The following is an 11,793-nucleotide window of genomic DNA, read 5'->3' as shown; positions in this document are numbered from 1 at the left end:
CGGGCCCGGCTCCCCTGGGGACAACCCCCGTACGCGGGCTCCGGTTCGCCGGAGGAACACGCCTTGACCTGGAGTCCGCTCCAGCTCCTAGGGTCGGCGACGATCAACGGCCCCACTCCAGGAGGTACTCGCATGACCAGCCTTCCCACACGCCGGCTCGGCGCGCTGACCGTCTCGGCGCAGGGCCTCGGCTGCATGGGGATGAGCCACGGCTACGGCGCGTCGGACGACGCGCAGTCGGTCGCGACGATCCACCGCGCCCTCGACCTCGGCGTCACCCTGCTCGACACCGCCGACTTCTACGGCAGCGGCCACAACGAGGAGCTCATCGGCCGCGCGCTGGCGGGCTCCCGGCGCGAACAGGCCGTCCTCGCCACGAAGTTCGGCTTCGCCAACCGCCTCGGCGAGCCCATCAGCATCCGCGGCGACGCCGCCTACGTACGCGAGGCCTGCGACGCCTCGCTGCGCCGCCTCGGCGTCGACCACATCGACCTCTATTACCTGCACCGCGTCGACCGGACCGTGCCCATCGAGGAGACCGTCGGCGCGATGGCCGAGCTGGTCGCGGCGGGCAAGGTGCGCCACCTCGGGCTCTCCGAGGCCGGTGCCGGGACGCTCCGCCGGGCGCACGCCGTGCACCCCATCGCCGCCCTGCAGAGCGAGTGGTCGCTGTGGACCAGGGACCTGGAGGCGGAGGTCGCGCCGGTCTGCCGCGAGCTCGGCATCGGTCTCGTGCCGTTCTCGCCGCTCGGGCGCGGCTTCCTCACCGGCCGCTACACCTCGCTGGAGGGGCTGCCCGAGGACGACGTGCGGCGCACCCAGCCGCGCTTCGCCGACGGCAACCTGGAGCACAACCTCGCCATCGTGCGGACCCTGGACGCGCTCGCCGCCGAGAAGGGCGTCACCGCGGGGCAGCTCGCGCTCGCCTGGGTGCAGCACCGCGGCGACGACGTCGTGCCGATCCCGGGAACGCGGCGCGAGACGTACCTGACGGAGAACCTCGGGGCCGTCGCCGTCGAGCTGTCCGCCGACGAGCTCGCCGCGATCGACGCGGCGGCCCCGGCCGACGGGGTCGCGGGCACCCGCTACGACGAGCGCAGCATGGCGGTCGTGAACGGCTAGCGGGTCCGGGGCCGGTGGCCGCCACGGGGGCCGGCCACCGGCCGACGTAGCCTGCTGGCATGCCCTTCCCCGATGAGGCCACCGACGTGAGCGTGGTCGACTACCAGGACACGTGGCCGCGGGACTTCGAGCGGATCGCCGAGCGGCTGCGCCCGGCGCTCGTGGGCCTCGCGGTCGCCGTCGACCACGTGGGCTCGACGTCCGTCCCGGGGCTCGCGGCCAAGGACTGCGTCGACGTGCAGGTGCGGATGACCTCCCTGGACGAGGCCAGGGACGTGCCGCTGCTCGCCGCGCTGGGCTTCCGCTGCCGCCCCGAGCCGTGGAACCGCTCCGAGATCTCCTTCGGCCGCTCCGGCCCCAAGCTGGTCTTCGCGCCGCCGCCCGGCGCCCGCCGCTGCAACGTGCATCTGCGCGAGCACGGCCGCTCGAACGCCACGTACGCGCTGCTCTTCCGGGACTACCTGCGCGCGGACCGCGGGGCCCGCGAGGCGTGGGGCGCCTTCAAGCGGCGGCTCGCGCGGAGCGCCCGCACCCTGGAGGAGTACGGGCAGATCAAGGCCCCGGCGACCGACGCCCTGATGGCAGGGGCGCGGCTGTGGGCCGTACAGACGGGCTGGACCCCGCGATGACCGGCTCCCCCGCGGCCCCCGCCGGGCCCGGCGCCCCGTCCCGCCGTCCCGTACCGGACGCCCTCGCCCTCCTCGCGGGCACCTGGCACGTGGAGCGCACGGTCCGCGACCTCGCCGACGGCTCCGCGGGGCACTTCACCGGCACGACGCGCTTCACCCCGCTGCCCGCCCCGGACGAGGGCGGGCTCCTCCACCACGAGTCGGGCACCTTCACCTGGCGCGGCACCGCGCGCCCCGCCGAGCGCACCCTGCGCTTCCTGCCGGGCGGCGCGCCGGGCACCGTCCGCGTGGAGTTCGCCGACGGCCGCTTCTTCCACGACCTGGACCTGCGCACGGGCCGCTGGACGACGGACCACCCCTGCGCGGCCGACCTCTACCGCGGCGACTTCGAGGTGGCCGACGCGGACCACTGGCGCAGCAGGTGGCGGGTGGGCGGCCCCGCCAAGGACCTGCTCCTGGTCACGGAGTACCGCCGGGCGCGTCGAGCCTGAGGTTCCACCGGCCGCCGTGGCCGGTGAGGGTGACGGTCGACAGCGGGCGCACGTCGATGTTCCAGTACGTCGACGGGGGCGCCTTCAGTCCATAGGTGAGCGCGGCCCGCACCACGGCGGGCTCGGCCACCGCGAGGACGCGGGCGCCGTCGCCGACCGGACGGGTGTCGAGCCAGCCGCCGACACGCGAGATGAACCCGTGCAGCGACTCGCCGCCGTGCGGTGCCGAGCGCGGATCGCTCAGCCAGGCGTCGACCGCGGCCGGCTCGTGGGCCGTGACCTCGGCGAGCGTCAGACCGCGCCAGCGCCCCATGTCGCAGTCGCGCAGGGCGGGCTGGGCCAGCGGCGCGAGGCCGAGGGCGTCGCCGGTGGCGCGGCTGCGCGGGGAGGGCGAGCAGTAGCGCAGCTCGGCCACGCCGAGGGGCAGCAGCGCGGGCGCGGCACGCCGCACGTCGTCCCAGCCCGCCCGGTCGAGCGGCCGGTCGTCGTCGAACCGCTCCGCGAGCAGCGAGCCGCTGCGGGCGGCGGCGATGAGCGTGACGCTGACATGCATCCGGAGATCGTGAAGCCCGCGACGCCACAGGTCAAGGCTTCACGGTCCGGCTAGCCAAGGACCTCGTCGCACGCCTCCCGCAGCCTGCGCACGCCTTCGGTGATCTCACCGATGCCGGCGACCGCCGCGAAGCTCAACCGGACGTGTCCGGCGGGGGGTTCGGCGGCGAAGTAGGGGCGGCCCGGGGCCACGGCGACGCCCGCGCGCAGGGCCGCCGCGGCGAGCGCGGACTCGTCCGTGCCATCGGGCAGGCGCAGCCACAGGTTGTAGCCGCCCGCCGGGATGTGCGGGAGGCCGAGTTCGGGCAGGCGCAGCCGCAGCGCCGCCGCCATGGCGTCCCTGCGTGCCCTCAACTCGCCCGCCACGGCCCGCAGATGGCGCGGCCAGGCCGGGGACCCGACGAGTTCGAGAGCGGCCTCCTGCAACGGCCTGGGCACGAAGAAGTGGTCGACGACCTGGATGGCGCGCAGCCGCTCCAGGACGGGACCGCGCGCCGCGAGCGCGCTGACCCGGAAGCTCGGTGAGGTGGCCTTGGTGAGCGAGCAGACGTGCACGACGACGCCGTCGTGGTCGTCGGAGGAGAGCGGGCGCGGCAGCGGCCCCGCGTCCTCGTGGACGAGCCGGCGCACGAAGTCGTCCTCGATGACGAACGCCCCCGCCTCGCGGGCGATCCGCAGGACCTCGGGGCGGCGCGCGGCACTGAGCACGGCGCCGGTCGGGTTCTGGAACAGCGGCTGGCAGACGAAGACCCGGGCGCCCGTCGCGCGGAAGGCCGCCTCCAGGAGCTGCGGGCGCACCCCGTCGGTGTCGACCGGCACGGGCACCGGGCGCAGCCCGGCCGCGCGGGCGATGGCGAGCATGCCGGGGTACGTCGGGGACTCGACCAGGACCGGCGCGCCGGGCGGGGCGAGCGCCCGCAGCGCCGTCGTCAGCGCGCTCTGCCCGCCCGCCGTGATGAGCACCTCGGCGGCGGTGATCGCTCCGCCGATCCCCCGCGCGAACCACTCGCGCAGCTCGGGCAGCCCGTCGATCGGGGGCCGTCCCCACGCCCCGGGGCGCCGCCCGGCCCGCGCGAGGGCGGCGGCCATGGCGCGCTCGGGCTGCAGCGCGGGGTCGAGATAGCCGCCGTTGAACTCGATGACGCCCGGCGACGGCGCGGCGAGCGTGACGAGCACCCCGGACGCGTCGACGGCGCGCGGCACCAGCTCCGCGGCGGCGTCGGCGCTGAGCGACACCTCCTGCCACGAGGTGTCCCCGGCGGGCGCGGCGGGCGCCTGCGGCTCCGCGCGGAAGACGCCCGCGCCGGGACGGGTGACGACCAGGCCCTCGGCGGCCAGCTGCGCCAGGGCCCGCGACACGGTCACCGGGCTCACCCGGAACCGCTCGACGAGCGCCCGACTCGACGGCAGCTTTCCACCTGGTGAGTAGCGGTCCAGCTCACTCCTGAGCCGTTTCGCCAATTCGCCCACACTGCTACTGTCATGCATGACAGCACAGGATAGCGCTACTCGCTCGACCCGGATAGCGGTCACGCCCGTCGGCTCCGCCGACACCGCCGTGGAGAGCTCCGCCGACACCGGCACCCGCCGCACCGGCACCCTGATGGCCGCCCTCGGCGTCACCGCCTTCTCGCTCACCTTCCCCGCCACCGCCTGGGGCCTGGAGGGCATCGGCCCCTGGAGCTTCGTGACCCTGCGCGGCGTGCTCGCCGCGCTCATCGCGGGCGGCTGCCTGCTCGCGCTGCGCGTCGCGCTCCCGCACCGCCGCCACTGGGCGGGGCTCGCGGTGGTCGGCGCCGGCGTCGTCGTCGGCTTCCCGCTGCTCACCACGCTCGCCCTGCAGACCTCCACCACCGCGCACGCCGCCGTGGTCGTCGGCCTGCTCCCCCTGACGACCGCCGTCCTCTCGGCGCTGCGCACCGGGGCGCGCCCCTCGCGCACCTTCTGGGTCGCCGCCCTCGCCGGGGCCGCCGCGGTCATCGCGTTCACCGTGCAGCAGAGCGGCGGCGCCCTGTCCACCGCCGACCTCTACCTCTTCGCCGCGCTCCTGATCTGCGCGGCCGGCTACACCGAGGGCGGCCGGCTGGCCCGGGAGATGCCCGGCTGGCAGGTGATCGGCTGGGGCCTGATCCTGTGCCTGCCGTTCAACGTCGTGGGCGCGCTGCTCGCCCTGCCGCACGAGTCCTTCGCGCTCACCGGGCACAGCACGGCGGGCCTGCTGTACTCCGCGATCGGCTCGCAGTTCCTCGGCCTGGTCGTCTGGTACCGGGGCATGGCGGCCATCGGCGTCCCCAAGGCCAGCCAGCTCCAGCTCGCGCAGCCGCTGCTGACCCTGGTCTGGTCGGTGTTCCTGCTCGGCGAGCACCTGCCCGTGGCCGCTCCGCTGACCGCGGCCGCCGTCCTCGTCTGCATCGCGGTCACCCAACGGGCCCGCGGCTGACCGGCTCCGCGCCCGACCGGTCCCAACTCCGGCCACCCGTCGTACACTTGCGCCCACGGATCGCGACCGCAGAGCGGGACGAGGGGGCACTCCAGATGCGTGCAACCGTAGGCGACGAGCTGGTGGTGCACGGCAGGATCGTCGGGCAGCACGACCGGATCGCGCGGATCGTCGAGGTGCTGGGCCCGGACGGCGGACCGCCGTACCGCGTCCGCTTCGAGGACGGCCACGAGACCCTGATGTCACCGGGCCCCGACACCGTCGTACGGCACCAGGGCCCGGCCAAGCACTCGAAGTAGCGGCGCCGGATCAGCGCGGCGGCTTCGCCGGCTCCTGGTAGTGGTCGGCGACCACGCGTGCCATCGCGCCGATCCTGTCGACGCCGACCTCCTTCGCCGAGAAGTAGACGTGCCCGCGCACCTCGGGGAAGCCCTTGGCGTACGTGAGGTGGCGGGACAGCTCCGCCGGGTCCTGCCAGGCGGCGGGCTGCGCCGGGTCGCCCGCCTTGTAGAGGGCCTCGCCGATGTAGAGGCGCACGTTCGTGCCGCGCACGACGTCGTTCCACCACGGGACGAGCTTGGCGTAGTCCGCGGCGGCGAAGCCGATGTTCCAGTACACCTGCGGGACGATGTAGTCGATCCAGCCCTTCTTCACCCAGCCGCGCGTGTCCGCGTACAGGTCGTCGTAGGTCTGCACCCCGGCCCGGGTGTCGGAGCCGGTCGGGTCGGTGGCGATGTTGCGCCAGACCGCGAAGGGACTGATCCCGAACTGGGTGCGCGACCGGGTCTTCTTCACCCGGCGGGCCATCTCGCGCACCAGGCGGTCGATGTTGTCGCGCCGCCAGGAGGCCCGGTCCGGGAAGCCCCCGCCGTAGCGCTCGAAGGCGTCGTCGTCGTCGAAGACCTGGCCCGCGACGGGATACGGATAGAAGTAGTCGTCCCAGTGCACCGCGTCGAGCGGATAGCGGCGCACGGCGTCGAGCATCGCGTCCTGCACGAAGCGCCGCACCTCGGGCAGGCCCGGGTTGTAGTAGAGCTTCCCGCCGTACGGCACGACCCAGTCCGGGTGCACGCGCGCCGGGTGCGTGGCCACGAGCCGCGACGGGTCGGTGTGGTTGGCGATCCGGAACGGGTTGAACCACGCGTGCAGCTCCAGGCCCCTGCGGTGCGCCTCGCGCACGGCGGTGCCCAGCGGGTCCCAGCCCGGGTCCTTGCCCTGCACGCCCGTGAGGTACTCCGACCACGGTTCGTGGGGCGAGGGCCACAGGGCGTCGGCGGTGGGCCGCACCTGGAAGACCACCGTGTTGAGTCTGCGGTTCACGGCCGAGTCCAAGTAGGCGAGCAGCTCGCTTCTCTGCTGCTCGGCCGGGAGCCCCGGCTTGGACGGCCAGTCGCGGTTGACGACGCTCGCCAGCCACATGCCGCGCAGCTCGCGGCCCTTCTTCGGACGCCGGTCGGCCGCCGCGGCGTCCCCCGCCGTCGCCAGGCCCGCGAGCGCCGCCGCGGCCACCACCGAGAAACCTCTGCGTGACATACGCCTCATCTGCATGCCCCCTGAGCTCGCTGTCCCCCGGCACCCCTTGCCGGTTCCGGACAGCATGCCCGACCCGGCCCGCCGGGGACCCCCCATTGCGGAGTAACGTTCACGGCCGAGGCAGGCACCGAACCAACGGGGGGCCTGCCTGCCCCGTTGATCAGCGAAAGGCACGAGGTGACCGACTCCATGACCGATATCGCACGCGTCGGAGTGGTGGGCTGTGGCCAGATGGGCGCCGGAATCGCAGAGGTCTGCGCCCGCTCCGGACTGGACGTGAAGGTCGCGGAGACCACCGGCGAGGCCCTGGAGATCGGCCGCACACGGCTGTACAACTCCCTCTCCAAGGCGGCCGAGCGCGGCAAGATCTCCGAGGAGGAGCGCGACGAGACGCTGGCCCGCCTCAGCTTCACCACCGACCTCGGCGAGTTCGCCGACCGTGACCTGGTCATCGAGGCCGTGGTGGAGAACGAGCAGGTCAAGACCGAGATCTTCCAGGTGCTCGACCAGGTGGTGACCCGGCAGGACGCGATCCTCGCCTCCAACACCTCCTCCATCCCGCTGGTGAAGCTGGCCGTCGCGACCTCGCGTCCCGACCAGGTCATCGGCATCCACTTCTTCAACCCGGCGCCGGTCCAGCAGCTCGTCGAGCTGATCCCCGCGCTGACCACCTCCGAGGGCACCATCAGCCGCGCCCAGGCGATGGTCGAGAAGGTCCTCGGCAAGCACGCGATCCGCGCCCAGGACCGCTCGGGCTTCGTGGTCAACGCGCTGCTCATCCCGTATCTCCTCTCCGCCATCCGGATGTTCGAGTCGGGCATCGCGTCCCGCGAGGACATCGACAACGGAATGGAGATGGGCTGCGCCCACCCGATGGGCCCGCTCAAGCTCGCCGACCTGATCGGCCTGGACACGGTCGCCTCGGTCGCCGACTCGATGTACGCCGAGTACAAGGAGCCGCTGTACGCCGCTCCCCCGCTGCTCCAGCGCATGGTGGACGCGGGCCGCCTCGGCCGGAAGACCGGCTCGGGCTTCTACACCTACGCCTGATCACTCTCCGTACGGAAAACGGGCCCGGCACTCTGGCGAGTGCCGGGCCCGCGGCGTTCACACACCGTGTGCGCAGTGGGCTCGCATATGCCCATCGCACACTCTCCCGCCTTGCCCACCAGGCGAGTTGACTGCCTGTGCGGATGAAGGGGGGACGCGCCACTACAGAGAGGAGTGGACTCGTGACCACCGACGGCGAGAGTGCCGTGGTCCCGGAAGAACTCGCAGAGTTACGCCGTAGCCTTGACGTGGGCCTGGCCCGCGTGGACGGACGGCTGGCGTTGCTCACTCAGCACGACGAACAGACCGCCAAGAACGTGGAGACCATGGAGACCCGGGTCGCCGCCTTGGAACACACGCGCTGGCCGCTGCCCACGATCGTCGCTCTCGCGGCGGTCGCGGCGCTCGCCGTGGCGGTCTGGCAGGCCCTCGGCCATTAGCTAGCGCGCGTCCTGGCCGAGACGCAGATGGTGCAGGAGGAGGAGCGCCGCGGCCATGTTGGCGGCCGGGACCTCTCCACGGGCCACCATGTCGGGGACCAGCTTGAGCGGGACCCACTCGCGCCGGTCCGACTCGAAGTCGTCCTCAGGGTGACCGATGTAGGTGCCTTCGTCGGACCAGTAGATGTGGTGCCGGGCGTCGGTGAGCCCGTTGGAGGGCTCGACGCTCATCAGGTGCCGCAGCGGTCCCGGCCGCCAGCCGGTCTCCTCCTCCATTTCGCGTGCCGCCGCGTACGCGACGTCCTCGCCGTCCTCGACGACGCCGGCCGCCAGTTCCCAGCCCCAGCTGTCGGTGATGAAGCGGTGCCGCCACAGCAGGAGCACCTCGTTGGCGTCGTTGACGACGGTGGCCACGGCGACGGGCCGCAGCCTGATGAGGAAGTGGTCCAGATGCCGTCCGTCAGGCAGTTCGACGTCCGCGAGATTGACGGTGAACCATCGGTTTCCATACACAGTTTGTTCGCTCTGTTTCGTCCATTGCACGGTTCTGCCACCTTCCGCCGAGTAGATGGCAATATCGCAGCAGCGGAATCATCAGAGCAGCGTGTGTGCGGCGCGGAACTGTGCGTATGCACGGCCCTGAACAGCGGTGTGTCCGGCGCCGCGACGGCCCGGCGGGCCGGGCGGGCGGCGCCGGAGACGGGTCATCTCACAGCGGTACGCGCAGGGCCCCGTCGATGAGTTCGGCCGCCTCGGCCGTGCCCGCGCAGTCGCTGCGGACGAGGTGTTCGCGCACCGCGCGCAGCCGGTCGCGCAGCCGCTGCGACTCCATTCCCCGTGCCTGTTCTGCCATTTCCACCGCCGTGGCCACGGCCTCGTCGGTGTTGCCCTGGCGCAGTTCGATCTGGCTGAGCATGGCGAGCCGGTGCACCCGGCCCCGGTCGTGCGCCGGGGTGTCCACGGCCGCCGCGGCGTGCTCGCGGGCGCCGGTGAGATCACCGAGACTCAACAGGGCCTCCGCCACCTGTACGTTGACGAGTCCGGGCTGGACATAGCCGGTCTCGTCCGGCTCACGGCCGCGCAGGATCCGGTCGGCCGCGTCCTCCGCACGCCGGATGCAGGACAGGGCGCTCCTGCCGTCGCCCAGGTGCGCGTACGCCTTGGCCTGCATCGCGTACAGATCGGACGCGAGGGCCGGGGTGAGATCACGCCCCGCCGCCCGCAGCGCCGCCTCCGCGAACGCCACCGCCTGGCGGTACTCGCGCATGAACAGCGACTGGTTGACCAGCAGCGCGATCACATAGGCGCCGAGGCCCCGGTCCCCGCTGGCCTTGGCCAGCCGCAGCGCCTGATGGAAGTAGCGCTGGGCGAGGCCGTGGGCGTCGGAGTCGTAGGCGCAGATGCCCGCTATCGCCACCAATCCGCCCGTGGAGCGGTGCAGTTGGCGGCCCAGCTCGTCGGTGTAGCTGCCGCGCAGCAGGGGCGCGGCCTCGGCGTTGAGGAAGCCGACGATGCGGGTGCGGGTCGCCACGCCACCGGTCTTGCGGTACATCTGCTCGTAGTGGGCGCGGGCCGCGCGCATCATCTCTATGTCGGCCGTGCTGACCGGGTGCCGGCCGCCGCGGGACACGTCGACGTCCTCGGGCGGGTTCTCCCACTCCCAGACGGGCATCACGGCGGGCGTGCCGGTGACGGCGGGCGCGCCGAGGAGGTGCGGGCGCTGCTGTTCGTCCGAGCGCCACAGGGCGGTGGCCCGCTCCACGAAGCCGGAGAGCGTGGAGACCGCCGAGCCGGCGTGGGGGGCGGGGACACCGGGCAGCCCGAGGCCGATGTCGTCGAGGGTGACGGGCCGCTGCAACCGGGCCGCGAGCACCTCGCAGATCAGGTCGGGGACCTGGCCGCGCGGACGCTGGCCCTTCAACCAGCGGGAGACGGCGGTGTGTTCATAGCGCAGCGCGAGGCCTCTGGCCCGTCCCGCCTGGTTCACATGTGCGGCAAGTCCCGCGTGGGAGATGCCGGCTTCGTCGAGGATCGCGTCGAGCAGGGTGTTGGGCTGCATGGATGCCCTCCGGTGGCTCGGTGCTGTTCAGACTAGTGGAGGGCACTTCACACCCCGTGTGAACGGAGTGCCCGCGTCCGGGGGGTGTGCGCTCTGCCGCATGGGGTGTGGAATCGCTTGACTGAGATGCCTCATCAGTTAAGGAGGCCGGCCGGGCCGCCGGCTCCCCCCTCGAACAGTGCGGCGGCCCTCAGTGGCGCCGTCCGTCCCGCCGTCTGCCCGACAACTCCATGGCGGGGCGGATGGCGCATGCCGCTTTCCGGGTCCAGCCGGCTCCATGACCCTCCGAACTCGCGCTCCTGCCAGGGCTTTCGGGCTCCCCGCTGGGCTCAGCCGGGGGTGTGCACGTGCCGGCCCGGCTCCGCCTGCTGGCACGGCACCCGCGTGCGGTCGTTGCGCAGCACGAGCAGCGCCGCGTCATCCGCGGGCAACCGCCCCGCGTGGCGCAGGAGTCGGCCGTAGACCGCGCGGATGAGGTGCTGCGGGGGGACCGGCTGGATCCGGGCCGCCTCGGTGAGCGCGGCCTGCAACGGGAAGAACGCCCCCGCGGCGTTCCGCGCGTCCTCCATGCCGTCCGTGTGCAGCACCAGCGCCTCGCCGGGCAGCAGTCGGCCGCAGTCCAGGACATCCAGGTCGGCCGGGAGCGGGAACGGCCCGAGCGGCGGCAGCGGTTCGGCGTCCGTCAGGGGGCGCGCGTGGCCGCTCAGCAAGTGGGGCCAGGGATGGCCGCAGTTGAGCGCGGAGATGTCGCCGTCCTGGCTGATCTCCAGGAGCAGTACGGTGACGAACTCCTCGGCGAGCGGGCTGTCCGGCACGGTCCCGCCGCCCGAGGGATGCTCGGCGCGGGAGCGCTCCCGCAGATGCCGTCCGAGGGCCCGCTCCAACCGGTGCAGCACCTGCGGCAGTTCGGCTTCGTCATGCGCGGCCTCGCGGAAGCTGCCGAGGACGGCGGCGACCGTCGCGAGGGCGGCCAGGCCATGGCCGCGGACGTCGCCCATGACGACGCGGACGCCGTGGTCGGTGGCCGCCACCTCGTACAGATCGCCCCCGACGGAGGCCCCGCGCGAGGCGGAGAGCCGGCCCGCGGCGAGCGCGAGTCCCTCGATGCGGGGCGGCAGCGGCCGCAGCAGCACGTTCTGCGCGGCGCCCGCGACCTCGCGGATCTGCCGCAACTCCCGCAGCAGCGCCCGCCGCACATGCAGGACGAGACCGGTCCCCACGGCGAAGAAGACGGCGCTGCTGACGATCCGCGCGCCCATGCTGTCCTGCTGCGCGAGCGGGCAGGCCAGCTTGTAGGTGATGGCGAAGGCGCCCCACACCGTGGGCAGCCCCAGCGTGAGCGCGCGCCGGACCCGGGGGCCCTCGCACCGGCGCCGCACCCGGGGAAGCACCCGGGACAGCCGCCACCGGACGCCCCGGACGCCCGTGACGCGTGCGGCGCCCCGGACGCGTGCGCCGTCCGGAACCCGCCGGGGGC

At 73.5% G+C, this 11,793-nt stretch carries 13 protein-coding genes; 7 read left to right on the top strand and 6 right to left on the bottom strand.

Annotation, left to right across the window (positions count from 1 at the left end; translation table 11 throughout):
* Window positions 1–132: 132 nt before the first annotated feature.
* From AB0L89_RS26045 to AB0L89_RS26035, 3 genes are read left to right on the top strand one after another with little or no spacing between them, the layout of a single operon-like run.
* On the top strand, window positions 133–1,122 hold the full coding sequence (locus AB0L89_RS26045; RefSeq protein WP_365145398.1) for an aldo/keto reductase: 990 nt from the start codon (window positions 133–135) through the stop codon (window positions 1,120–1,122).
* Between the two features lie 59 nt (window positions 1,123–1,181).
* Window positions 1,182–1,751 carry a GrpB family protein gene (locus tag AB0L89_RS26040; protein ID WP_365145395.1) on the top strand — a complete coding sequence of 190 codons (570 nt, stop codon included), beginning with the start codon at window positions 1,182–1,184 and terminating at the stop codon, window positions 1,749–1,751.
* On the top strand, window positions 1,748–2,242 hold the full coding sequence (locus AB0L89_RS26035; protein ID WP_365145392.1) for a DUF6314 family protein: 495 nt from the start codon (window positions 1,748–1,750) through the stop codon (window positions 2,240–2,242). Before AB0L89_RS26040 ends, AB0L89_RS26035 begins: the two co-directional genes overlap by 4 nt.
* On the opposite strand, the gene AB0L89_RS26030 is transcribed toward AB0L89_RS26035, so the two are convergent.
* Together AB0L89_RS26030 and AB0L89_RS26025 are read right to left on the bottom strand one after the other, a co-directional pair.
* Window positions 2,211–2,795: a histidine phosphatase family protein gene (locus AB0L89_RS26030; RefSeq protein WP_365145389.1), complete on the bottom strand. Its 585-nt coding sequence runs from the start codon at window positions 2,793–2,795 to the stop codon at window positions 2,211–2,213. The two genes, AB0L89_RS26035 and AB0L89_RS26030, sit on opposite strands and share 32 nt — an antisense overlap.
* A gap of 50 nt (window positions 2,796–2,845) precedes the next feature.
* Window positions 2,846–4,282, bottom strand: a complete 1,437-nt coding sequence (locus AB0L89_RS26025; RefSeq protein ID WP_365145386.1) for a PLP-dependent aminotransferase family protein — start codon at window positions 4,280–4,282, stop codon at window positions 2,846–2,848.
* Between AB0L89_RS26025 and AB0L89_RS26020 the strand changes: the two genes are divergently transcribed.
* Complete coding sequence (locus tag AB0L89_RS26020; RefSeq protein ID WP_365145383.1) at window positions 4,281–5,234, top strand: DMT family transporter; 954 nt, start codon at window positions 4,281–4,283, stop codon at window positions 5,232–5,234. The genes AB0L89_RS26025 and AB0L89_RS26020 overlap by 2 nt on opposite strands.
* 95 nt (window positions 5,235–5,329) lie before the next feature.
* On the top strand, window positions 5,330–5,533 hold the full coding sequence (locus AB0L89_RS26015; RefSeq protein WP_365145380.1) for a DUF1918 domain-containing protein: 204 nt from the start codon (window positions 5,330–5,332) through the stop codon (window positions 5,531–5,533).
* 10 nt (window positions 5,534–5,543) lie between these two features.
* Here AB0L89_RS26015 and AB0L89_RS26010 read toward each other — a convergent pair whose 3' ends face one another.
* Window positions 5,544–6,776, bottom strand: a complete 1,233-nt coding sequence (locus tag AB0L89_RS26010; RefSeq protein ID WP_365145377.1) for a family 10 glycosylhydrolase — start codon at window positions 6,774–6,776, stop codon at window positions 5,544–5,546.
* Window positions 6,777–6,956: 180 nt separating this feature from the next.
* Between AB0L89_RS26010 and AB0L89_RS26005 the strand changes: the two genes are divergently transcribed.
* Both AB0L89_RS26005 and AB0L89_RS26000 read left to right on the top strand, forming a co-directional pair.
* Window positions 6,957–7,817: a 3-hydroxybutyryl-CoA dehydrogenase gene (locus AB0L89_RS26005; RefSeq protein WP_362327677.1), complete on the top strand. Its 861-nt coding sequence runs from the start codon at window positions 6,957–6,959 to the stop codon at window positions 7,815–7,817.
* Between the two features lie 182 nt (window positions 7,818–7,999).
* Window positions 8,000–8,257, top strand: coding sequence for a hypothetical protein (locus AB0L89_RS26000; RefSeq protein WP_055699052.1), 258 nt, complete (start codon window positions 8,000–8,002; stop codon window positions 8,255–8,257).
* Here the strand turns inward: AB0L89_RS26000 and AB0L89_RS25995 are convergent, their stop codons facing one another.
* From AB0L89_RS25995 to AB0L89_RS25985, 3 genes are all read right to left on the bottom strand, one after another.
* Entirely contained in the window at window positions 8,258–8,800 is a 543-nt protein-coding gene (locus tag AB0L89_RS25995; RefSeq protein ID WP_365145372.1) for an NUDIX hydrolase, read from the bottom strand.
* 166 nt (window positions 8,801–8,966) lie between these two features.
* On the bottom strand, window positions 8,967–10,316 hold the full coding sequence (locus tag AB0L89_RS25990; RefSeq protein ID WP_365145369.1) for a transcriptional regulator: 1,350 nt from the start codon (window positions 10,314–10,316) through the stop codon (window positions 8,967–8,969).
* 329 nt (window positions 10,317–10,645) lie between these two features.
* Window positions 10,646–11,635, bottom strand: a complete 990-nt coding sequence (locus AB0L89_RS25985) for a PP2C family protein-serine/threonine phosphatase (RefSeq protein WP_365145907.1) — start codon at window positions 11,633–11,635, stop codon at window positions 10,646–10,648.
* Window positions 11,636–11,793 lie beyond the last annotated feature (158 nt).

This window comes from Streptomyces sp. NPDC052114, assembly GCF_040680155.1.
In the GTDB taxonomy this organism is placed as follows: domain Bacteria; phylum Actinomycetota; class Actinomycetes; order Streptomycetales; family Streptomycetaceae; genus Streptomyces.
This window is presented reverse-complemented; position numbering and strand designations above follow the sequence as displayed.

Excerpts from the sequence above, each read along its gene's own strand:
- AB0L89_RS26030 (WP_365145389.1), bottom strand. The coding sequence starts at position 2,795 with ATGCATGTCAGCGTCACGCTCATCGCCGCCGCCCGCAGCGGCTCGCTG.
- AB0L89_RS26020 (WP_365145383.1), top strand. The coding sequence starts at position 4,281 with ATGACAGCACAGGATAGCGCTACTCGCTCGACCCGGATAGCGGTCACG.
- AB0L89_RS25990 (WP_365145369.1), bottom strand. The coding sequence starts at position 10,316 with ATGCAGCCCAACACCCTGCTCGACGCGATCCTCGACGAAGCCGGCATC.
- AB0L89_RS26025 (WP_365145386.1), bottom strand. The coding sequence starts at position 4,282 with ATGCATGACAGTAGCAGTGTGGGCGAATTGGCGAAACGGCTCAGGAGT.
- AB0L89_RS26010 (WP_365145377.1), bottom strand. The coding sequence starts at position 6,776 with ATGAGGCGTATGTCACGCAGAGGTTTCTCGGTGGTGGCCGCGGCGGCG.
- AB0L89_RS26015 (WP_365145380.1), top strand. The coding sequence starts at position 5,330 with ATGCGTGCAACCGTAGGCGACGAGCTGGTGGTGCACGGCAGGATCGTC.
- AB0L89_RS26035 (WP_365145392.1), top strand. The coding sequence starts at position 1,748 with ATGACCGGCTCCCCCGCGGCCCCCGCCGGGCCCGGCGCCCCGTCCCGC.
- AB0L89_RS26040 (WP_365145395.1), top strand. The coding sequence starts at position 1,182 with ATGCCCTTCCCCGATGAGGCCACCGACGTGAGCGTGGTCGACTACCAG.
- AB0L89_RS26005 (WP_362327677.1), top strand. The coding sequence starts at position 6,957 with ATGACCGATATCGCACGCGTCGGAGTGGTGGGCTGTGGCCAGATGGGC.
- AB0L89_RS26045 (WP_365145398.1), top strand. The coding sequence starts at position 133 with ATGACCAGCCTTCCCACACGCCGGCTCGGCGCGCTGACCGTCTCGGCG.